At 65.7% G+C, this 22,584-nt stretch carries 16 protein-coding genes; 12 read left to right on the forward strand and 4 right to left on the reverse strand.

What is annotated here, in order from left to right:
* Positions 1-120: 120 nt before the first annotated feature.
* Together K307_RS29520 and K307_RS46645 are read left to right on the forward strand one after the other, a co-directional pair.
* Positions 121-1,050 carry a DUF1653 domain-containing protein gene (locus K307_RS29520; protein WP_042884457.1) on the forward strand — a complete coding sequence of 310 codons (930 nt, stop codon included), beginning with the start codon at positions 121-123 and terminating at the stop codon, positions 1,048-1,050.
* Entirely contained in the window at positions 1,043-2,167 is a 1,125-nt protein-coding gene (locus tag K307_RS46645) for a phosphatase PAP2 family protein (RefSeq protein ID WP_155301291.1), read from the forward strand. The genes K307_RS29520 and K307_RS46645 overlap by 8 nt, the downstream gene beginning before the upstream one ends.
* Here K307_RS46645 and K307_RS29525 read toward each other — a convergent pair.
* Both K307_RS29525 and K307_RS29530 read right to left on the reverse strand, forming a co-directional pair.
* Positions 2,049-3,368 carry a hemolysin family protein gene (locus tag K307_RS29525; protein ID WP_042884458.1) on the reverse strand — a complete coding sequence of 440 codons (1,320 nt, stop codon included), beginning with the start codon at positions 3,366-3,368 and terminating at the stop codon, positions 2,049-2,051. The two genes, K307_RS46645 and K307_RS29525, sit on opposite strands and share 119 nt — an antisense overlap.
* 76 nt (positions 3,369-3,444) lie before the next feature.
* Positions 3,445-4,425 (reverse strand): LysR family transcriptional regulator, encoded by a 981-nt coding sequence (locus K307_RS29530; protein ID WP_042884459.1) that lies wholly within the window; start codon positions 4,423-4,425, stop codon positions 3,445-3,447.
* Between the two features lie 124 nt (positions 4,426-4,549).
* On the opposite strand from K307_RS29530, the gene K307_RS29535 reads away from it, so the two are divergent.
* The 8 genes from K307_RS29535 to K307_RS29570 all read left to right on the forward strand — a co-directional run bounded on the left by K307_RS29535 (position 4,550) and on the right by K307_RS29570 (position 13,749).
* Positions 4,550-5,836 carry a D-amino acid dehydrogenase gene (locus tag K307_RS29535; protein ID WP_042887536.1) on the forward strand — a complete coding sequence of 429 codons (1,287 nt, stop codon included), beginning with the start codon at positions 4,550-4,552 and terminating at the stop codon, positions 5,834-5,836.
* 118 nt (positions 5,837-5,954) lie between these two features.
* Positions 5,955-6,866, forward strand: coding sequence for a glutamate/aspartate ABC transporter substrate-binding protein (locus tag K307_RS29540; protein ID WP_042884460.1), 912 nt, complete (start codon positions 5,955-5,957; stop codon positions 6,864-6,866).
* 190 nt (positions 6,867-7,056) lie between these two features.
* Positions 7,057-8,193 (forward strand): IS110 family transposase, encoded by a 1,137-nt coding sequence (locus tag K307_RS29545; protein WP_013954316.1) that lies wholly within the window; start codon positions 7,057-7,059, stop codon positions 8,191-8,193.
* 449 nt (positions 8,194-8,642) lie between these two features.
* Complete coding sequence (locus K307_RS29550; protein WP_042884461.1) at positions 8,643-9,452, forward strand: transporter substrate-binding domain-containing protein; 810 nt, start codon at positions 8,643-8,645, stop codon at positions 9,450-9,452.
* A 95-nt stretch (positions 9,453-9,547) separates the two neighbouring features.
* Positions 9,548-10,207, forward strand: coding sequence for an amino acid ABC transporter permease (locus K307_RS29555; protein WP_042887537.1), 660 nt, complete (start codon positions 9,548-9,550; stop codon positions 10,205-10,207).
* 175 nt (positions 10,208-10,382) lie between these two features.
* The gene (locus K307_RS29560) at positions 10,383-11,396 is read left to right on the forward strand and encodes an IS4 family transposase (RefSeq protein ID WP_230625715.1); all 1,014 of its coding nucleotides are present in this window, start codon (positions 10,383-10,385) and stop codon (positions 11,394-11,396) included.
* A 504-nt stretch (positions 11,397-11,900) separates the two neighbouring features.
* Positions 11,901-13,208 carry a group II intron reverse transcriptase/maturase gene (gene ltrA, locus K307_RS29565; protein WP_042876603.1) on the forward strand — a complete coding sequence of 436 codons (1,308 nt, stop codon included), beginning with the start codon at positions 11,901-11,903 and terminating at the stop codon, positions 13,206-13,208.
* Positions 13,209-13,269: 61 nt separating this feature from the next.
* On the forward strand, positions 13,270-13,749 hold the full coding sequence (locus K307_RS29570) for an IS4 family transposase (protein ID WP_230626169.1): 480 nt from the start codon (positions 13,270-13,272) through the stop codon (positions 13,747-13,749).
* Between the two features lie 201 nt (positions 13,750-13,950).
* Here the strand turns inward: K307_RS29570 and cphA (K307_RS29575) are convergent, their stop codons facing one another.
* Together cphA (K307_RS29575) and cphA (K307_RS29580) are read right to left on the reverse strand one after the other, a co-directional pair.
* The gene (gene cphA, locus K307_RS29575; RefSeq protein WP_042884464.1) at positions 13,951-16,521 is read right to left on the reverse strand and encodes a cyanophycin synthetase; all 2,571 of its coding nucleotides are present in this window, start codon (positions 16,519-16,521) and stop codon (positions 13,951-13,953) included.
* A gap of 48 nt (positions 16,522-16,569) precedes the next feature.
* Positions 16,570-19,197: a cyanophycin synthetase gene (gene cphA, locus K307_RS29580; RefSeq protein WP_042884465.1), complete on the reverse strand. Its 2,628-nt coding sequence runs from the start codon at positions 19,195-19,197 to the stop codon at positions 16,570-16,572.
* 236 nt (positions 19,198-19,433) lie between these two features.
* Here cphA (K307_RS29580) and K307_RS29585 point away from each other — a divergent pair, with 236 nt between their 5' ends.
* Positions 19,434-21,731 carry an ABC transporter ATP-binding protein gene (locus K307_RS29585; RefSeq protein ID WP_042884466.1) on the forward strand — a complete coding sequence of 766 codons (2,298 nt, stop codon included), beginning with the start codon at positions 19,434-19,436 and terminating at the stop codon, positions 21,729-21,731.
* Entirely contained in the window at positions 21,724-22,218 is a 495-nt protein-coding gene (locus K307_RS29590; RefSeq protein WP_042884467.1) for a DUF1854 domain-containing protein, read from the forward strand. Before K307_RS29585 ends, K307_RS29590 begins: the two co-directional genes overlap by 8 nt.
* Positions 22,219-22,584: the final 366 nt, after the last annotated feature.

Genomic DNA, 22,584 nt, shown 5'->3' on the forward strand with positions numbered 1-22,584 from the left:
TCGGACCGACGCACTGTGAAAGCAGGCGTCGGTTTTGTTTTTTTGCGGCCGCCAATGCGCCGCAACGCTCACGCCGGGCGCGGACGCACAGGCGGCATGGCGCAGTGCCGGTGCACTATCATGGCATTCCGCCATGCAGGATGCCGCACGATGACACAGCCGCCCGCCAACAATCCCTCCGCACCGGTCTTCCACGGCGATCCCGCCGAGCTTCCGACCGACCCCGCCCTGATCGCCGGCATGCCGTACCGGCACTACAAGGGCGGCGCCTATGCCGTGGTCGGCATCGGCCGGCTCGAAGCCGACCTGGCGCCGGCGGTGGTGTATCGCGCGATGCGCGACCTGTCCTTGCTGTGGGTGCGTCGCGCCGATGTGTTCACCGAACCGGTTGCCACGCCGCAGGGCGAAGTGCCGCGCTTTGCGCCGGACTGGCCGGCCGCGCTGGCGTGCCTGGACTTCCTGCCGCGCAAGTCGGTGCTGGACGTGCTGGCGCTGCACGACACGCCGTACCGGCACTATCACGACCGCCGCCATATCCTCGAGATGTTCCACGCCGCTCACGCGCGGGGCATCGCACTCGGCCCCGCGCAGGCGCTGGCGGCGCTATGCCATGACGCGGTCTATGTGGCGGGGTGCGAGCACAACGAGGCAGCGTCGGCGGCGCTGATCGAAACGGTGGCGCCCGACGTGGACCGCGCCGTGCTGGACCGCGCCGCGCAGATCGTGCTCGACACCCGCTCGCATACCGCCAGCATTGCCGAATCCGCGACCGTGCTCGACCTCGACCTGCTCCGGCTGGCCGCGGCGCCGGACGTGTTCGATGCGCATAGCCAGGATGTGTTCGCCGAGAACCGCGCGCTGCTGGCCGCGCGCACCGGCCTGCAAGGCGAGGCGCTGCGGGCGGAATTCCTGCGCCGCCGCGCCGCATTCCTGAACCAGCTGGCGCAGCGCCCGCAGCTCTTCCTGACCGATGCCTTCGCCGATTGCGAGGCGCCGGCACGCGCCAATATCGCGCGCATCGTCAGCGCCGGCGGGGCTTTCCATGGTTGACGTACCGGCGCGCGCGAGCGCCTTTGCCGAGGCATGGCTGACGCCGGGCACGGCGCTCGGGCTGCTGGCGCTGTTCACGCTGGTCACGGTGTTGCTGCTGAGCCTGGTGCCGCTGCTGGTCGCGTTGCTGCGGCCGGTGGTGCGCCGGCTCGACCAGTGGCGCCTGTGGGGTGCCGGCGCCTTGTCGGGGCTGCCGCGGCGCACGCGGCTGACCAACCTCACGCTGCGCGTGCTGGAACGCGAGGTTGCGGAGCTGCTGGTGGTGGTGCTGGCCGGCGCCGCGCTGCTGGCCTGCGGCGGCGCGCTGTTCTGGCTCGCCGGTGCCGTGGCCGAAGGCGATGAGGTGGTGCATATCGACCAGATGGTGTTCGCGCAACTGCGCGCTTGGCGCACCGACTGGCTCGACATCGCGATGGTCGCCGTGACCGAACTGGGGGGTGCGCGCATTTCCGTCGCCGTCGGCGTGGCGGTGTTTGCCTGGCTTTGGTGGCGACGTGCGTGGACCGCGGCGCTGTACTGGGCCGCCGCGCTGCTGGGCGCGCGTGCCTGCGTGATGGCGCTGAAGCTGGGCATGGCACGCGTGCGACCGGCCAGCATCTATACCGGGCTGGAATCGTATTCCTTCCCCAGCGGCCATGCCACCAGCAGCATGGTCACATACGGCTTCCTGGCCGTCCTGATGTGCCTGCGCCAGCCGTGGCGCGTGCGCATTTTGGTACTGGCACTGACCGTGGTGGCGGTGGCGGCGATCGGGGTGTCACGGCTGTACCTGGGTATGCACTGGTTGTCGGATGTGGCCGCGGGCTATGCGCTGGGGCTGGCGTGGATCGCGCTGCTCGGCACCGCGTACCACACGCTGCATGTGCCGGCGCCGAAGGAGTCGGTAGCGCCGTGGCGGCTGGGCGTGGTGACGGCGGCAGCGGTGGTGATCTCGGGCAGCTACGTGGTGTGGTTCAGGATGCCGGATACGCTGGAGCGCTACCGCCAGGCAGCGTCAGCTACGCCAGCGGTGCTGGCGCTGCGCCTTCCTGCGCTTCCGGCAGGCGCGACACCAGCAGCTGGTCGATCTTGTGATGGTCGATGTCCAGCACTTCGAAGCGATAGCCCGCCACGGTGATCGACTCCGATTTCTTCGGGATGCGCTTAAGCGCGTAGATCACCAGCCCGCCCGCGGTATCGACGTAGTCTTCGCCCGGCAGGGTGTCGAGGTCCAGCGCCTTTTTCAGGTCCACCAGCGGCGTCAGGCCGTCGACCAGCCATGAGCTGTCGTCGCGCCGCACGATCTGCTCGTCTTCGCCTGAATAGAGGATGTCGCCCATCAGCGCGCCGACGATATCGTCCAGCGTAACGATGCCCACCACCAGCCCGTACTCGTTCATCACCACGGCAAAGTTCTGGTGCATCTCGCGGAAGCGCGTCAGCGCCTCGGACAGGGTCAGTGTGTCCGGGATCACCAGCACGTTCTTGTCGTGGTGGCGGCCGATATTGTTGATCACGGTGGCGCTCTCGTCCGCCAGCAGCAGCTGCAGGATGTCCTTGGAATCGATATAGCCCTGCACGTCGTCGAGGTCGTGTCCGCACACCGGGTATTGCGCGTGCGGCTGGTTGACCAGCTTGCGGCGCACGCTGTCGGCGGGTTCGTCGAGACTCAGGTAGACCACGTCGTCGCGCGGCGTCATGATCGCGGTAATGCTCTTGAACTCGAGTTCGAACACGTTCTCGATCAGGTGGAGTTCATGCTTGTGCAGCACGCCCGCCTCGGCACCGGCATCGACCATGGCGGCGATGTCCTCTGTGGTGATCTGGTCGACCGGCTTGGTCGGCAGGCGCAGCAGCCGCAACGTGGCATCGGCGGCGGCGTTGAAGATCCACACCAGCGGCTTGAGCACGCGCAGCAGCGTGAGCATCGGGTCGATCACCGCCACCGCACACCGCTCGGGGAAGGTCATGGCGATGCGCTTGGGGATCAGGTCGGCAAACTGGATAAACAGCAGCGTGACGATCAGGAACGAGCCAATATTGGCCACGCGCTGTGCGTGGACCACCTGCATATAGGGCGACAGCGTTTCCAGCAGCAGGTCCGACACATGCTTCTCGCCCAGGATACCGGCGAGGATGGCCACGCTGTTGACGCCGATCTGCACGATGGTGAAGAAATTCCCGGGCTCTTCCTTGAGCAGCAGTACGCGCGTGGCGCGGCCATCGCCGCGCTCGGACAGGACTTGCAGCTTGGTGCGGCGTGCGGCGGTCAGCGCGATCTCGGAGATCGAGAAGAAGGCGCTGACGAGGACGAGGGCGATCAGGGTCAGGACGAACATAGGATAGTCGCGTGCAAGCTGTACTTGCAGGCGGCTTGATGATGGTGCACGGCGCGCGGGGCTGTCAAATCGGCTGTCAGACCGGCTGTAAAGCGCGGCTTCTGGTGCTCGCCGGTGCGTCAAAGCTGACGGCCGGCGCTTCCAGCCGCTGCGGCAGCGGCGCGGCCAGCTCCTGCGCAGCCAGCGCGAACTGCGCGCGCAGGTCGTCGGCCAGGCTGGAAGCGGCGCGATGGCTGGCGCGCAGCAGCTGGATCTCGAACGGCAGCACCGGTGCCACATCGTGCAGTGCCACGCGCTCCGGGCTGGCGCTGAGCGCGGTGTACTGATCCAGCAGCGTCATGCCCAGTCCTGCATCGACCAGCGCCAGGGCCAGCGAGTAGGTCTGCACCTCCAGCGTCGAGCGCGGCTCCAGCGCGTGCCGCGCCAGGGTCTGGCGCACCAGCAGGCCGAGCGAGCTGTTGTCGTCATAGCCGATAAAGGGGCGTTCCATCAGCCGCTGCATCGGCACCAGCTGGCGGCGACCGCCGGCGGGCAGCGGCTGGCCGCGCGGCACCGCCAGCAGCATGCGACCGCTGGCCACCGGCTCGCTTGAAATCGCCTCATGGCGCGGCGGGGAGAAGGCGAAGCCCAGGTCGATCTGGTTGGCCAGCAGTGCGCCGACGATCTCGTCGGTATGGTGGGTCAGCACCTGCACCTGGGTGTCGGGGTGGCGTGCGCAGAAGCGCCGCACCGCCGGCACCAGCAGCGGGTTGGCCAGGCTCGGCGTGGCGGCCACGCGCAGGCGCCCGGCGCCCTTGTGGCGCAGGCTTTCGGAAACGCGGCGCACGCGCTCGATCTCGCCGTATAGCCTTTCGACATCGCCATACAGCGCGTTGGCCTCGGGCGTGGCCTGCAGCCGCCCGCGCACGCGCTCGAACAGGCGAAAGCCGAGCGAGGCCTCGGCATGCTGCAGCACGCGCGTGACCACCGGCTGCGACACGTGCAGCAGGCGCGCGGCCTCGCTGACGGTGCCGGTCAGCATCACGGCGCGGAAGACTTCGATCTGGCGCAGTCGCATGGGTTTGAGGTGTCTGAAAGGCCATCCATAGCCTGATGACATATTCTGGCACGTATTCGCATTAGGCAAGCCGGCGCCGCTGCTCTACGCTCTGGCCCATCGGTTTCAATGCACAAGGATGGCAATGCGGGTGGTAATCGTGGGCGCGGGGGTGGTCGGCATGACGACTGCGTGGCGCCTGGCCGAGGATGGCCATGAGGTGACGGTGCTGGAGCGTCACAACGGGCCGGGCGAGGAGACCAGCTTTGCCAACGGCGGGCAGCTCAGCTACAGCTACGTCGCGCCGCTCGCCGGGCCGGGCGTGATGTCCAAGGTGCCGGGCTGGCTGCTGCGGCGCGATTCGCCGATGCGCTTCCGCCCCGCGGCCGACCCGGCGCAGTGGCGCTGGCTGGCGGCCTTCATGGGCGCGTGCAACACCGCCACCAGCGAGGCCACTACGCGCAAGCTGCTGCGGCTGGGGTTCTATTCGCGCGACCTGATGCAGGCATTTGTCGAACAGCACCACCATGACAACGGCGGCGCCGGCTTCGATTTTGCGCGGCGCGGCAAGCTGGTAGTGCACCGCGACGCGCAGGCATTCGCATCGGCCTGCCGCCTGCTCGATTACCAGGCCAGCCTGGGCTGCGAGCAGCAGGCGCTGGACCGCGACGCTTGCGTGGCGCTGGAGCCCGCGCTGGCTGGGATCCGCGGCGACATCGCCGGCGCGATCTATACCCCGAGCGAGGAAGTGGGCGACTGCCACCGCTTCTGTGTATCGCTGGCACGGTTGCTGCAAGACGATGCGCGGCGCCCCGGTGTGTCGATGCGTTTCGGCACCAGCGTGCAGGGCCTGGTGCAGCAGGGCGGCCGCGTGACCAGCGTGCGCACCGCCACCGGTGTGGTACCGGCCGACGTGGTAGTGGTGGCGGGCGGCATCGGCAGCGTACCGCTGCTGCGGCCGCTGGGCGTACGGCCGATGCTGTGGCCGCTCAAGGGCTACAGCATCACGGTGCCGATCGCCAGCGGCGCGCGCGCGCCGCATATCAGCGTGACCGATTTCGCCAACAAGATCGTCTATGCGCGCATCGGCAATACACTGCGGGTGGCGGGCATGGCCGACCTGGTGAGCGGCGGCACCCGTATCGACCCGGAGCGGGTCGGCACCCTGGTGGCGCAGACGCGCGCGCTGTTCGACGGAATCGTGCCTGACCTGCCGCTGGCGCAGCTGCAGCCGTGGGCCGGCCTGCGTCCGGCCACGCCGGACGGCCTGCCGCTGGTCGGGCCGTCGCGGGTGTCCGGCTTGTGGCTGAACCTCGGCCACGGCGCGCTGGGCTTTACGCTGGCCATGGGCAGTGCCGGCCTGCTGGCCGACCGGCTGGCGGGGCGGCGTCCCGCCATCGACGCAGGGGATTTCGATGCCGCGCGCGCCTAGCGCCGTCGGCATGCATCGGTTCTTGCAGTACCCGTGAGTCCGTAACTCATGACGCAGTAAGCGAAGCAGTCCACGAAACGAGCCTCAACCGAACAAGCCCCACTACAAGGAGCGCGACATGAAACCACTGCATACCCGACGACCCGCCACCCGCCGCACGCTCGCGGCCACCGCCCTGTTGCTGGCTGCCGGCGCCGCCCAGGCCGCCGACGGCGACACGCTGAAGAAGATCAAGGATAGCGGCGTGATCTCGCTGGGCTATCGCGAATCTTCGATCCCGTTCTCGTACACCGACGGCAAGGAGGTGATGGGCTACTCGCACGAGATCCTGCTGCAGATCGTCGAGAAGGTGAAGAGCGATCTCAAGATGCCCAACCTGCAGGTGCGCCTGACGCCGATCACTTCGCAGAACCGCATCCCGCTGGTGCAGAACGGCACCATCGATATCGAATGCGGCAGCACCACCAACAACCTGGAGCGCCAGAAGCAGGTGGCGTTCTCCAACAGCCTGTTCGTCTACGGCATCAAGATGCTGACCAAGAAGGATTCGGGCGTGAAGGAGTTCACCGACCTGAAGGACCGCAATGTGGTCACCACCGCCGGCACCACCGGCGAGCGCCTCCTGGTCAAGATGAACGGGGAGAAGGCCATGAACATGAGCCTGATCAGCACCAAGGACCATGGCCAGTCCTTCCTGATCCTGGAAACCGGCCGCGCCGCGGCCTTCGTCATGGATGAGCCGCTGCTGTACGGCGAGCGCACCAAGGCCAAGAATGCGGCCGACTGGGTGGTGGTCGGCGCGCCGCTGCAGACCGAGAACTACGCCTGCATGTTCCGCAAGGACGATCCCTCGTTCAAGAAGCTGGCCGACGGCGTGGTCGCCGACCTGATGACCAGCGGCCGCGCGGAGAAGCTCTACAACAAGTGGTTCACGGCGCCGATCCCTCCGCGCGGCATCAATATGAACTACCCGCTGTCGGCCGACATGAAGGCGCTGTTCGCGGCGCCGAACGACAAGGCCTACCAGTAAGGGCAGGGCGGTGCCGCCGTGGCGCTGACTCCGTCCGGCGGTTATTTAGCCATAATGAATCGTTATTTCGTCGTTGATAGTGTTTGCGGTAGTGTTGAGCCCGATATAGATACTATGAAGGGCCGCGGGAGGTTAAGCCCCTGGAGTAAAACGAAGATTCGCAGTCTCGTTTCTCCGAAGGAGCACGCAAATGAACACGACGCCTAACACAGCCCTTCACGGGCAGAATACGACGATCACCGGCTGGCTGTACATGGCTTTCGAACTGGGCGACAAGAGCTGGAAGCTGTCGCTAGGCGACGGCGTGCTTGGACCGAGCCGGCATACCTTGGGCGCTGGTGACCTGAATGCAGTCCTGCAAGTGATCGCCAAGGCCAAGGCTCGCTGCGGCCTGGCGCCGCAAGCCCCGGTGCGCAGTTGCTACGAGGCCGGCCGCGATGGCTTCTGGCTGCACCGCTGGTTGATCGAACAAGGCATCGCTAACCTGGTCGTGGATTCGGCCAGCATTGAAGTCAACCGCCGCGCCCGACGCGCCAAGACCGACCGGGTCGACGGCGACAAGTTGCTCTCGATGTTGATGCGTTACTACGCCGGCGAGCGGCGCCTGTGGGCAGTCGCGCGAGTCCCGACACCACAGCAGGAAGATGAGCGGCGTTTGCACCGCGAGCTCGGGCGACTCAGGCTCGAACGTGCGGCCCACAGCAACCGGATTCGTTCGCTGCTCGTACTGCACAACCTGCGGGTCGCCCACATCGGGGACCGATCCTGGAAGCACTGGTGGAACGCCCATGGCTCGCAACTGCCCGCTGGCTTGAGTGCCGAGATCGAGCGTGAAGTCGCAAGACTGGCGCTGGTCGAAACGCAGATCAAAACGATCGAAACCCAGCAGCGCGACGCCGTGAAGGCTGGCACGCAGCCAGCCATCGCGCTGCTCGCGCGGCTCAGGGGGATCGGCCTGGGCAGCTCCTGGCTCCTGATCAACGAACTGTTTGGCTGGCGGCGCTTTCACAACCGCCGCGAAGTCGCAGGCTGCCTCGGACTTGCACCGACGCCTTACAGCAGTGGCGAAAGCCAGGTCGAGCAAGGCATCAGCAAAGCGGGCAACAAACGATCGCGCTGGCTCATGATCGAACTGGCATGGGCCTGGTTACGCTACCAGCCAACGAGTCAGCTCACGCAATGGTTCAATGAGCGCTTCGCGCGAGGCAGCAAGCGCATGCGTCGCGTCGGTATTGTCGCAGTTGCCCGACGATTGGCAATTGCCCTATGGCGCTATCTCGAGTACGGCGAGATTCCCCACGGGGCAAGCCTCAAATCAGTACACTGAGGTAATTCCGATCTAAGCATGGAGAGCGAAGCGGTACGATAGCAGGTCAGCGCGCCCGTAAGTGAGCCGGGCTACCCTGCGGGTAGCCGTCCTTATAGATGGGGCGCGCTAAGGTAACAGGGGTAGTTCCAGCGCTTTGCGCACGTGGTATGTGGTGCCCAGCCTTTGCGCCGGCACGGATAGAAGGTTGTCCGGGCAGCAAGCCCGACACTGAAAGACCCCGACCTCGATTTCGCGCCGCTTCAGTCCCCGCAAACGAAAAGTATTGGGCTTGCAAGGAGAGAGTATCGCGCCAGACATCCCTATACTGAAATCCAATACTGGATCGGGGGTTGACACCCTCGCCCTCATAGAAGGCTCATAGCAGCACAACCGGCCGGTGGCCCTTCACGAGAGGTCGTCGGCGCTGTCTGCATACTTACTGCTTATCCGCATCCACTGGAGAACATATGCGATCGATTCGTACTGGCTGGCTCAAATCGCTGCTGGCCGCCTCGCTGCTTGCCGGCGCCGGCCTTACGGCTACCGCGGCAAACGCCGCCGACCTGCTCGACACCGTCAAGCAGGCCGGCGTGCTGAAGATCGGCCTGGAGGGCACGTACCCCCCGTTCGGCTTCCGCGGCGCGAAGAACGAGCTGGAAGGGTTCGACGTCGACGTGGCACGCGCCGTCGCTGGCAAGCTGGGCGTCAAGCCGGAGTTCGTCACCACCGAATGGAGCGGCATCATCGCCGGCCTGCAGGCGGGCAAGTTCGACGTGATCGTCAACCAGGTCGCCGCCACCCCGCAGCGCAAGCAGGCGCTGGATTTCTCCAAGCCCTACGTCTACTCCGAAGCGCAGTTGATCCAGCGCAAGGATGACAAGCGCGAGTTCAAGTCGCTGGAAGCGCTCAAGGGCCACAAGCTTGGCGTGAGCCTGGGCAGCAACTACAACGACCTGGCCAAGTCGGTGCCCGGCATCGACGTCAAGACCTATCCGGGCGCGCCCGAATACCTGCGCGACCTGGCGGCGCAGCGCGTCGACGCCGCGCTCAATGACCGCCTGATGGTCGCTTACCTGATCAAGACGGCCAACCTGCCGCTGCGCCCGGGCGCGGTGGTGCCGGGCGCCAGCACAGAAGTCGCGATCCCGTTCCGCAAGGACAACCCCAAGTTCGCCCAGGCGATCGACCGCGCGCTGGATGACCTGCGCAAGGACGGCACGCTCTCCAAGCTGTCGACGAAGTGGTTCGGCACTGACGTGACCAAGCCGGTCAAGTAAGCAGGGCGGTATCATGTCGCGGCGCGGCGGCCCGGAGGGGCTGCCGCGCCGCTTGCCATTTGCGCCGTCCGTTCATTTTTTACGTCTCCGCCTTCATGTCCGCTATCCAGCTTGTCATCGACTCCTTGCCCGTGCTGCTGCAGGGCACGCTGCTGACCATCAAGTTTGCGCTGTGGTCGATGGTCTTTGGCCTGATACTGGGGACGGTCGTGGCGCTGATGGGGATCAGCCACAGCCGCGTGCTCAAGGCGGTGGCGCGCGCCTATGTCAGCATCATGCGCGGCACGCCGCTGCTGGTGCAGATCTTTGTCGTCTACTACGGGCTGCCGGGCATCGGCATCGCGCTGGAACCCACCCCGGCGGGTGTGCTGACGCTGAGCCTTAACGTCGGCGCCTACCTGTCCGAGAGCATGCGCGGCGCCATCCTGGGCGTGGCGCGCGGGCAGTGGCTGGCGGCCTACAGCCTGGGGCTGACGCCGTCGCAGGCGCTGCGCTATGTGGTCGGGCCGCAGGCGCTGCGGCTGGCGGTGCCGAGTTTGTCGAACAGCCTGATCAGCCTGATCAAGGATACGTCGCTGGTGTCGGTGATTACCGTCACCGAGCTGCTGCGCACGGCGCAGGAGGTGATTGCGGCCACTTACCAGCCGTTGCCGCTGTACCTGGCGGTGGCGGCGATCTACTGGGTGCTGAGCACGGGGTTGTCGGGGCTGCAGCATATGCTGGAGCGGCGCTTGTCGCTGCCTGGGAGGCATTGAGGACGGCTTTCTCCGCCGTATGAGAGGAGAGCGGTTTTGGGTGCACCAAAGCCGCCCGAGCTAGCCTAAGCAAGGTGTTCTCCCTCTTCCCCTCAGCTTGCCTTTACCCACATCTCGATAGGAAAGGTTGTAAACCGGATTGGACGGTGTTAACTTCGGATGAAGTTGACAATCAGTGGTGGCAATTTTGCCTGATACGGAAGATCTGGAAGACTGGGCCAGCGACGAATTCGGTGGCGCTCAGTTGGGCGATGCACGTCGCACGCAGCGCCTTGTGGCATTGGCGCGCGGACTGGCGCAAAAAGCCCATGTTTCGTTCCCGCAGGCCTTGAGTGGTGCCCAACTCAAGGCAGCATATCGCTTCTTTGATAATGAGGCGGTTGACCCGGACGGAATACTGGCGAGCCACGTCGCTCAAACCGTGGGTCGCATGCAGCAGGTGCCTGTCGTATTGGCGGTGCAGGACACCACGGAATTCAATCTGACAAATTTGCCTGCGACTGAGGGACTTGGTCACGGCACGGGCGGCAATTTGCACGGATTCATGTTGCACAGCGTGCTGGCGGTGACGCCTGAGGGCCTGCCACTGGGCGTGTTGAGCATGAAGACGTGGGTGCGTGCGCCTCAAGCATCGGGCAAGGCCAGGCAGCGCCGGGCGCTGTCCATTCGCGAGAAGGAAAGCGTGAAGTGGCTGGAGGGGCTGGAATGCCTTGAGCCGCTCAAGATGCAGTGTCCGGACACGCACCTTGTTGCCGTCAGCGATCGCGAGGGCGATGTGTATGACGTGTTCCTGGCGCCGCGCCCAGCGGGGGTGGACTGGTTGGTGCGGGCCGCCTGGAATCGGGGCGTGGACCACCCAGAGAAGTATCTGTGGGAGACGGTTGCCGCGGCTCCTGTACTTGGGGAGACCGTACTGCACGTGCCCAGGTCCGGCGCCAGGCAGGCACGTAGTGCCCGACTGGCTTTGCGCTGTGTGCCCGTCCAACTGCGACCGCCGCGCAGCCGCGGTGCAGAGGCTCTACCGAGTCTCGAAGTGTTTGCCATTCAGGCGCTGGAAATCGACCCGCCCGAAGGCGTTGAGCCGCTCGAATGGATGTTGCTCAGTTCGATGCCCACCCAAACGCTGGAAGATGTGCTCGAACGGCTGAGCTGGTACGCTCGTCGCTGGACCATTGGTGTGTCCAGATAAGGACACGTTATCCAGTCGGTGTAAGTCCGACCGAGGCAAAAGACTCAAGCCTCGTAGCTTGGGAGGCGTCATGGCGCGAAAGCAAGATGACGGAGCCCTCCGACAGTATGCTCAGAAAGGAGTGTATGCAACGCACCAGGTTGCAACGTGCAGTGAACGCAGATGTAGCCTCGTCACACGAAAACCCGGTGGCTGAGACGGTCGATAACGCGCGAAAGCAGCAAGAGTTGTCCGAAACGAGTCCGATGCGGCAACTCTCACCGGCGGGGTATCAGCGGCGACATGGTGTGAAGGATAACGTGGAAACTGGAGAAGCCCTCGGCACCCGGCGGAGAAATCCCGTCGAGGAGATGTCCGCTATAACCGCGAGTGGGAAATGCGGGCATAGGTGCCAGGGTGACGGATCGGGTCGTAGTACTGTCGATGGGCGTGCAGCAAAACGCGCCCGGAGGGAAGGGCCCGGACCGGTGAGTACTCCGCCCAACAAGGTGAGGCAGGGATGAAATGACAAAGGCATCCGGCAGTCTGCAGGAACTGAGAAGGCGGATATATCGCAAGGCGAAGTCTGACAAGACTCATCGCTTCTGGGGGCTCTTCGTACATATTGCGAAGAGTGAAACCCTCGACGAGGCCTACCGTATCGCCAAGAGGAACGGCGGTGCGCCGGGAATCGATGATCTGAGTTTTGAAGACATCGAGGCATCGGGACGTACTGTATTCCTTGCGGAGATTCAGGCAGACCTCAAAACAGGCAGGTATGAACCCAAGCCGAACCGCAGGGTAGAGATCCCGAAGAGCAATGGCAAGGTCCGCGTTCTCCAGGTTCCTTGCATCCGCGACCGCGTGGTGCAGGGGGCGCTGAAACTGATCCTCGAAGCGGTATTCGAGGCGGACTTCTGCCCGAACTCCTACGGGTTCCGACCGAAGCGGTCCCCACACCGCGCGCTGGCGGAAGTCAGACGCAGTGTGCTGCGGCGCATGTCGACGGTGGTTGATGTGGATTTGTCGCGCTACTTTGACACAATTCAACATTCAACCCTGTTGGGCAAGATCGCGAAGCGCATTCAGGATCCTCAGGTCATGCACTTGGTCAAGCAGGTTATCAAAGCAGCGGGCAAAGTTGGGGTACCGCAAGGTGGCCCATTTAGCCCACTCGCTGCGAACATCTACTTGAATGAGATTGACTGGATGTTCGATGAGATTCGACGCAAGACGGCACAGGGCCCTTACGAGGCAGTGAACTATCACCGGTTTGCTGACGACATTGTCATCACCGTCAGTGGCCACCACACCAAACGCGGCTGGGCTGAACGTGCCCTGCAGCGTTTGCGGGAACAACTCGTGCCGCTAGGCGTCGAGTTGAACACGGAGAAAACCATTGTGGTGGATACATTGAAGGAGGACGCCTTTGGGTTTCTGGGATTCGACCTGCGTCGCGTGCGCAAACGAGCGGGGAACGGGTACTTCGTCCTGATGACCCCCAAGAAGAAGGCTCGCCAAGCCATCAAGGCGAGGATCCGCGACATCATCCGGCATGGAGGCTCGACCCCGGCCGTGAAGCTGGTCGCGAAACTCAACGCTGCGGTGGCGGGATGGGTCAACTACTTCCGGGTCGGCAACGCCAGTCGCGCCTTCAGCGAGGTGCGCGACTATCTGGAAATGAAGGTTCGAACCCTGCTAACGCGGCGCAAGCGACGCCAGAAGACGAGCATCGGGTGGCGACGATGGAGTAACGAGTACCTCTACGGAGTCCTGGGACTGTTCTGGGACTGGAAGACGCGCCCGCTGTCGGGCGCGGAGGGGTTCGCGTGAAAGTGGTCGCCACACCGATAGGACTCATAACCCTTGCGATGAATCTCACTGGGTGAGCTGCTTGAGGGAAAACCTCACGAGCAGTTCTTATGGGGAGGGGCTGGAAACGGGCCGGACAAGCCGAGCACCGCGCCAGTCCTTTACCCGACAATCCTGGCATCGTGTCCTGAAAAGTGGCTGCCAGATCGAAGCCCGGCAGTTCGGGACGCTGGAGCGGTTCCTGCGGGCCACGGCCCTGTTCGCCGTAATCGGCTGGCGCATCTTGTATGCGACTATGCTGGGCCGGCTCGAAGCCGATATCCCTTGCTCGGTGCTACTGCAATCGCTCGAATGGCAGGCCTTGTACTGCCGCACGCACGGCACAACCAAGCCACCGGAGCAGGCACCCAAACTCAGCGAAGCGGTCCTTTGGATCGCCAAGCTCGGCGGCTACCTGGGTCGCAAAAACGACGATCCCCCCGGTGCTACTGTCCTCTGGCGCGGCTTCCTCGTTTTGCACGAAATCACCGAAATGTATCGGATCTTCCAGAAAAACGAGTAAGCCGCCGGAAGTTGTGGGTAAAGGCAAGTCCCCTCAGGGGGAGAGGGTTGGGGAGAGGGGTGGGCTAGCAAGGAGCCACATGAAGCGAAGCCAACGGTTTAACCCACCGGCCTCAGCCTTTGACACTCATGCCCTCTCCCGGCCCCTCTCCCGCAAGCGGGAGAGGGGAGCAAACCGCCAGCGTGCGAGACGGTCGCGCGATCAGCCCTGCGCGATGCGGCCGGCAATATGCTCCAGCGCCTCTTCCACCTGGTCCACCAGGACCAGGCACAGGTCGCCGGATTGCAGGTGCGACAACGCCGTGTCGATGGCGAGGAATTCGCCACGGATCTCCTCGACCTTGCCGGCGCGCTGCGCGCCTTGCAGGCCCTCGCGCAGCAGCGCCAGCACCTCGCCATCGGTGCGGCCACGCTGGCACTGGTCCTGGTACAGGATCACCTCGTCGAACACGCCGCCCAGGATCTGGGTTTGCCGGCGGATATCGTCGTCGCGGCGGTCGCCTGCGCCGCTGATCACCACCACGCGCCGCTTGGCGGTGATGGTCTCGACGGCATTGCACAGCGCCTGAATCGCATCCGGGTTGTGGCCGTAGTCGGCGATCAGCGTGGCGCCGCGGTAGTCGAACACGTTGAAGCGACCCGGCGCGGTCTGCGCATCGTTGACGAAGGTGGCCAGGCCGCGGCGGATGATGCTCCAGTCGATGCCAAGCGCCCACGCGGCAGCGATCGACGACATCGCATTCTCGACCTGGAAGCCGATGGTGCCGTTGCGAGTCAGCGGGATTTCCGCCAGCGCGATGCGTACTTCGGTAACGCCCTCGGAGGCAACGATCTCGGCGCCGTCGACGAACACCACGCGCTTGCCCTGCGCACGGTGCGTGGCCATGGCCGGCTGGTTGGGATCGTGCGCGAAGAACGTGACGCTGCCGGGGCAGGCGTCGGCCATGCGCACCACCATCGGGTCGGCGGCATTGAGCACGGCCATGCCGTGCGGCGCGACGTTCTGCACGATCACGCTCTTGAGCACCGCCAGGTCATCCACCGAGTTGATGTAGGACAGGCCCAGGTGGTCGCCTTCGCCGACGTTGGTCACCACCGCCACGTCGCAGCGGTCGAACGCCAGGCCTTCGCGCAGCAGGCCGCCGCGCGCGGTCTCGAACACGGCCGCATCCACGTCCGGGTGCAGCAGCACGTTGCGCGCGCTGCGCGGGCCGCTGCAGTCGCCCGTGTCGATGCGCTCGCCGCGGATATATACGCCGTCGGTGCCGGTCATGCCCATGCGCAGGCCGCTGGCGGCCATGATATGGGTGATGAGGCGCACGGTCGTAGTCTTGCCGTTGGTGCCGGAGACCGCCACCACGGGAATGCGGCCATCGTCGCCATCGGCGAACATGGTCGAGACGATCGCCTCGCCGACCGCGCGGCCCTTGCCGTACGACGGCTGCAGGTGCATGCGCAGGCCCGGCGCGGCGTTGACCTCGACGATGCCGCCGGCCTGTTCCTCGAACGGCTTGAGCATGGTCTCGCACACCGCATCGACGCCGGCGATATCCAGGCCCACCATCTGGGCCGCGGCCACGGCGCGCGCGGCGATGTCCGGATGCACGTCGTCGGTCACGTCGGTGGCGCTGCCGCCGGTGGACAGGTTGGCGTTATTGCGCAGGACCACGCGCGTGCCCTTGGCCGGCACGGAATCGGCGGTCAGGTTCTGCTTGGCCAGCACGGCCAGCGCGATATCGTCGAAGCGGATCTTGGTCAGCGAGGTCGCATGGCCTTCGCCGCGCCGCGGGTCGCGGTTCACTTCCTCGACCAGCTGGCGCACGGTATGCACGCCGTCGCCGGTGACCTGCGGCGGGTCGCGGCGCGCGGCCGCCACCAGTTGTTTGCCGACCACCAGCAGGCGGAAGTCATGGCCCGGGATATAGCGCTCGACGATCACGTCGGAGCTGATGTCCGAGGCGACCTCGTAGGCCGTCATCACTTCCTCGCGGGTGCGGATGCGCACGGCCACGCCCTTGCCCTGGTTGCCGTCGCGCGGCTTGACCACCACCGGGGCGTTGATTTCCTGCGCGGCGGCCCAGGCCTGTTCGGCGCTGCGCACCGAGCGGCCCAGCGGCACCGGCACGCCGGCGGCGTGCAGCAGGCTCTTGGTCAGATCCTTGTCCTGCGCGATCGATTCGGCGACGGCGCTGGTGCGGTCGGTCTCGGCGGCCTGGATGCGGCGCTGCTTGCTGCCCCAGCCGAACTGCACCATCGAACCCTGTGTCAGGCGGCGGTAGGGAATGCCGCGCGCCATGGCGGCGTAGACGATGGAGCCGGTGCTCGGCCCCAGGCGCACGTCCTCGTCCAGCTCGCGCAGGCGGTGCAGCGCGTCGGCCAGGTCAAAGGCGGTGTCGTCGCGCGCGGCCAGGCACAGGGCCTCGGCCAGTTCGAATGCCAGGCGGCCGACTTCTTCCTCGCTGTACTGCACCACCACCTGATAGGTGCCGGGCTCGACCGTCTGGCCGGTGCGGCTGAACGTGACCGGGCAGCCGGCGGCGGCCTGCAGGCGCAGTGCCGTCATTTCCAGCACGTGGGCCAGCGACATTTCGCCGGCTTCCTCGTCCGGGTGCAGCGGCCCGACTTCCGGGAAACGGGCGCGCAGCCGGTCTTCAAAGCCGGGCAGTGCCGACAGCATGTCGGACTGGTCCTGGCAGGCCACGATGGCCTCGATCGCGGTGTGGCGGCACCACAGGTTCGGGCCCCGCAGGGCCCGGATACGTGAGACTTCCATAGAACGGTTTCCGTGTTCTTCTGTGCGCGGTTCAGCTTGGGGCCGCGCTCAGGCGCGGCGCGCAGGCTGGCCCATCCAGTGGTGCACCAGGTCGACGGTGGCGCCGGTGGCGGCCTCGTCGCACTGCAGTACCAGCAGGTCGCCCGGCACCAGTTGGCCGAGCGCGGTTTCGATGGCGCTGGCGCGCTTGCCTTCGTCGATGATCTTGGTCACGCGGCGCCCTTCATACAGGCCTTGCTTGAGCTGCGCGCGCGCCTCGGCATCGGGCACGGCGCGCTTGACGCTGCGGTCTTCGCACAGGAAGACGCGGTCGAAACGCTGGCCCAGCACCTTGCCCTGGCGCACCAGGTCTTCATCGCGACGCTGCACGCCGGCACCGTAGACCACCATGCGGCGATCGGCCGGGAAGCGGTCCAGCGCAGCGACCAGCGCTTCCAGCGCGGGGGCGTTGTGGGCGTCGTCGACCACCACGGTGGCGCCGTTGCGCTCGAACAGCGTGAAGCGGCCCGGCACGTCGACCTGGCCGACGTCGAAGGTCACCACACCGGCGCGGATCAGGTCGTTGGAGATGCCCAGCGCCCAGCCCGCGGCCACGGCGGCCAGCACGTTCTCGATCTGGAACGCGACGCGGCCGGCATAGGTCAGCGGCACCGCGGCCACGTCGACCAGAGGGGTTTCGCTGTTCCCGTTAGCCAGCACGATCTTGCCTTCGCGCAGGTACACCGCGCGCTTGCCGGCGGCGCGGTGCGACACGATCGCGGGCAGCTCCGGCGTCAGGCCGAAGAAGATCACGTCGCCGTCGCACAGTTCGGCCATTTCCACCAGGCGTTCGTCGCGCGCGTTGAGCACGGCGGCGCCGTGCTTGAGCACCACGTCGACCTGCGTGCGCAGCACGTTGTACATGCGGTCTTCGTCCTCGACGTAGTAGTCGCCGAGGTGGTCGGGCTGGTCGAAGTTGGTGACCACGCCAACCTGGCATCGGTCATAGGGCAGGCCTTCGGACAGGATGCTGCCGCTGTCGGTCTCGAACACGGCGGCTTCCACCGCGCGGTTCATCAGGATGCGGTGGCCCGCTTCCCAGTTGGCGCGGTCGCCGCTTTCCACCTGGCGGCGGTCCAGGTACAGGCCGTCGCTGCAGGCCAGGCCGGTGTGCTTGCCCGACAGCTGCAGCAGGCGCGCGACCAAGCGCGCGACCACGGTCTTGCCATTGGTGCCGGTCACGCCCACCAGCGGAATGCGGCCTTGGTCGTTCTCGGGGAACAGGTGATCGACGATGGCACGGCCCACCGGGCGCGGCGTGCCTTCGGCCGGCTTGATATGCATCAGCAGGCCGGGGCCGGCGTTGACCTCGACGATGGCGCCGCGTTGTTCGGCCAGCGGGCGCGAGATGTCCTCGGCCACCAGGTCGACGCCGGCGATGTCCAGGCCGACCACGCGCGCGGCCAGCGCGGCATGCGCGGCCACGCTCGGGTGCACGCGGTCGGTCACGTCGAAGGCGACGTTGCCGTTGCGCTGGATCAGCACATTCTTGCCTTCCGGCGGCACCGAGCTGCCATCCATGCCCTGGCGCTTCAGTTCCAGGCGCGCGGCCGAATCGAGGCGCACGCGGTTCAGCGGATGGTCTTCGGTGTTGCCGCGGCGCGGATCGGAATTGATCTGCAATTCGATCAGCTCGTCGATGGTCGACTTGCCGTCGCCGACGACGCTGGCGGTCTCGCCCATCGCGGCGGCGACCAGGCGGCCGCCGACCACCAGCAGGCGGTGCTCGTTGCCGGGGATAAAGCGCTCGACGATGACGCCGCTGCCTTCCTCGATGGCCACGCCGTAGGCGGTCTCGACTTCCTCGCGGACCACCAGGTTGGTGAACACGCCGCGGCCGTGGTTGCCGTCATAGGGCTTGACCACCACCGGCACGCCGATGTCCTCGGCGGCGTCCCAGGCGTCTTCCGGCGACTCGACCATGCGGCCTTCCGGCACCGGCACGCCGCAGGATTCCAGCAGACTCTTGGTCAGGTCCTTGTCGCGCGAGATGCTCTCGCCGATGGCGCTGGTGCGGTCGGTCTCGGCGGTCCAGATGCGGCGCTGGCGTGCGCCGTAACCGAGTTGGACCAGGTTGCCGTCGGACAGGCGCAGCGCCGGGATATCGCGGTCGTCCGCGGCATCGACGATGCAGGCGGTGCTCGGGCCCAGGCAGTGCTCGTCGACCAGGCGGCGCAGGTTGTCCACGGCGGCGGGGACGTCGAAGGGACGGTCCTCGATCGCGGCCATGACCAGGTCGCGGGCGGTGAACAGGGCGGCGCGGGTTACTTCTTCGTGCCAGGCGCGTACGATGACCTTGTAGACGCCGCGCACCGGGGTCTCGCGGGCCTTGCCGAAGCCGCCCGGCATGCCCGCCAGGTTCTGCAGCTCAAGCGTCACGTGTTCCAGGATATGGCCCGGCCAGGTGCCTTCCTTAAGGCGTTGCAGGAAGCCGCCGCGCTCGCCGATGCTGCAGCGATGCTCGACCAGCGACGGCAGCCAGGCCGACAGGCGCTCGTAGAACCCCGGAATCGTGTTGGAGGGAAAATCCTCCAGTTCCCCGATATCGACCCATGCCTCCAGGACGGGCCGATATGTCCACATATTCGGGCCGCGCAGCGACATGACATCGAAAATCTCAATGTCCTTCTTTTTCATTGAATTAGCTTGAGGCAGTGGGCGGAACGCCCGAGAAATGGAAGCCTAACCTTTCAGTAACGTTACAGCGTTGTACGGGTTGACTTTCTTGGCTTAAAAGTGTTTGTGCAATGCATCAGGACTACCCGCTCGTTCGTCGTTATGTATACTGCGGGCGAATTCGCGGGCCGCCAGCGCGTGCCCGGCTTAAATTGTTTCAAGTTATGTCCGTACCCCCTGGACGCACGCCGCCTTACATGACCCAGTCCTCCTTGCCTGCCCTCAACACCCCCGTGGCCGAAGAGCCCTGGCGAACTGATTCCGGATCGTGGCTCCGACCCGGCGAGTCCGTCCTGGCCGGACTGGAGCTGGACCTCGACGCGAGGCTGCATTTTACCCAAGGGTGGCTGGTTGTGACGGACCAGCGCATCGTTGCCCGGGCTCCCGGTGAAAAAAATGTGCGGGAATGGAACATTGGGCCTTCCCTGCGCCTGACCCACGCTGACCATGCCGGCGTCGGCACGCTCGAACTGAGCGGGCCAGGGGGGCGGCTGGCCACCTGGCGATATACGCTTGGTTACAATCCGTCCGCCTTGCGGCTTGCCGACCAGTTCCAGGCCCGGCGCGACGCCGCCAGCGCCAGCGCCATGCCCGACGTCGGCGAAGTGCCGTGCCCGACCTGCAAGGCGCCGCTGCCGCCTGAGGAGGAACAGTGTCCGCAATGCAGCCGTGAGCTGGAAACGCCGCCTTCCACCTGGGCGCTGCTGCGCTTGTGGCGCTTCGCCCGGCCGTACCAATGGCAGCTGCTGGCCGGTTTCCTGCTCACCGTGCTGTCCACTGCCGCCACGCTGGTGCCGCCGTACTTGACCATGCCGCTGATGGACAAGGTGCTGATCCCGTTCCAGAACGGCGTGCCGATCGACTACGACCTGGTGCGGCTGTACTTGGCGGGCCTCTTCGGCGCGGCAATGGTGGCGTGGAGCCTGGGTTGGGCACGCACCTACCTGCTGGCGCGCGTATCGGAGCGCATCGGCGCCGACCTGCGTACAACTACCTACGAACACCTGTTAAAGCTTTCACTGGAATACTTCGGCGGAAAGCGCACCGGCGACCTGATGGCGCGCATCGGCTCGGAAAGCGATCGCATCTGTGTGTTCCTGTCGCTGCACCTGCTGGATTTCGCCACCGACGTGCTGATGATCGTGATGACCGCGGTGATCCTGGTGTCGATCAACCCGTGGCTGGCGCTGGTGACGCTGGTGCCGCTGCCGTTTATCGCGTGGATGATCCACCTGGTGCGCGACCGCCTGCGCCACGGCTTCGAGAAGATCGACCGGATCTGGTCGGAAATCACCAACGTGCTGGCCGATACCATTCCCGGTATCCGCGTGGTCAAGGCGTTTGCGCAGGAGAAGCGTGAAGTGGCGCGCTTCCGCGAGGCCAACAAGCACAACCTGGCGATCAACGACCGCGTCAATGCGGTGTGGTCGCTGTTCACGCCGACGGTGACGTTGCTGACTGAGATTGGCCTGCTGATCGTGTGGGTGTTCGGTATCTGGCAGGTGTCGCACAGCGCCATCACGGTGGGCGTGCTGGTGGCGTTCCTGACCTATATCAGCCGCTTCTACACGCGGCTGGATTCGATGAGCCGCATCGTCTCGGTGACGCAGAAGGCCGCGGCCGGCGCCAAGCGTATCTTCGACATCCTCGACCATGTGTCGAGCGTGCCGGAGCCGGTGCGGCCCGCGAAGCTCGACAAGGTCGAGGGCGCCATCGACATGCGCGACCTGGGCTTCCGCTATGGCAACCGCGCGGTGATCCGCGGGCTGGACCTGTCGATCGCGCCGGGCGAGATGATCGGCCTGGTGGGCCACAGCGGCTCGGGCAAGAGCACGCTGGTCAACCTGATCTGCCGCTTCTATGACGTGTCAGAGGGCGCGATCCGCGTCGACGGTGTCGATATCCGTTCGCTGCCGGTGTCCGAGTACCGCCGCCATATCGGGCTGGTGTTGCAGGAGCCGTTCCTGTTCTTCGGCACCATCGCCGACAACATTGCCTACGGCAAGCCCGATGCCACGCGCGAGGAGATCATCGCCGCCGCGCGCGCCGCGCATGCGCATGAATTCGTCCTGCGGCTGCCGCATGGCTACGACTCGCTGGTCGGTGAGCGCGGCCAGGCGCTGTCGGGCGGCGAGCGCCAGCGCATCTCGATCGCGCGCGCGCTGCTGATCAACCCGCGCATCCTGATCATGGACGAGGCCACCTCGTCGGTCGACACCGCTACGGAGAAGGAAATCCAGAAGGCGCTCGACAACCTGGTGCAGGGCCGCACCACCATCGCCATCGCGCACCGGCTGTCGACGCTGCGCAAGGCCGATCGCCTGGTGGTGATGGACCGCGGCCAGATCGTAGAGGTCGGCAGCCACGACGAGCTGCTGCTGCGAGAAGGCGCCTACTACAAGCTGTATCAGGCGCAAGCCCGCAATGTCGATACTGAAGACAACATCGAAGAAGACAAAGCCCTGATGGAAACGCCGGAGGCCGCCAATGCCTGATCACATCCAAGCGGCCACGCAGACAGCCATGTTCACACTTGACCGCAATGCTTTCGGCCGCCTGGTGCTGACCGACGCCGACGGCAACATCCACGAAGGCGTGGTGCCGGTGCGCGCCTTCCCGATTTCCGCGCCGCAAGGCGGCATCGGCCTGATGAGCACCGACGGGCACGAAGTGGTGTGGATTCCGCGCCTGGAAGACCTGCCGCAGGCCGAGCGCAGCCTGATCGAAGAAGAGCTCGCGTCGCGCGAGTTCATGCCCGAGATCCGCCACATCGTCAGCGTGTCGACCTACGCCACGCCCAGCGTGTGGACGGTGCAGACCGACCGCGGCCAGACCTCGCTGGTGCTGCGGGGGGAAGAGGCTATCCGGCGCCTGACTGGCAGCACGCTGCTGGTGTCGGACAGCCATGGCATCCACTACCTGATCCGCGACCTGATGGCGCTGGACAAGCACAGCCGCAAGATCCTGGACCGCTTCCTCTGAAGCGGCGCGGCCGCAAGGCGCTGCTACCGGCAGGCTGGCAGCGCTACTGGTAGTCCAGCGTGAACACCATCGAACTCGATACCGTTTCTGGCGTCGGCATGCCGCCCAGGTGCAGCCAGGAATGCAAACACCAGGAGCCAGCGCCTGAGCGCGCGAGGGAAGCGGATTCGGATCATAGGTCGTAGAGTTGCGGCATGCCGGATCTTGCCCGGCAAGGGCGCCGGACGCGCCCCCGATGAACAGGTCCACCGAGCCTGTTGAGGACGAAACAACTCTGGGCGTACAGCGCTACGCCTGTGCTCGGAATATTCCTAATGCGGTGGGCAAGCTTGGGGGAGTCGTGCAGGCAAGTGCTTGCTACCTCCC

Source organism: Cupriavidus necator A5-1 (assembly GCF_000744095.1).
GTDB classification, from domain to species: Bacteria; Pseudomonadota; Gammaproteobacteria; order Burkholderiales; family Burkholderiaceae; genus Cupriavidus; species Cupriavidus necator_A.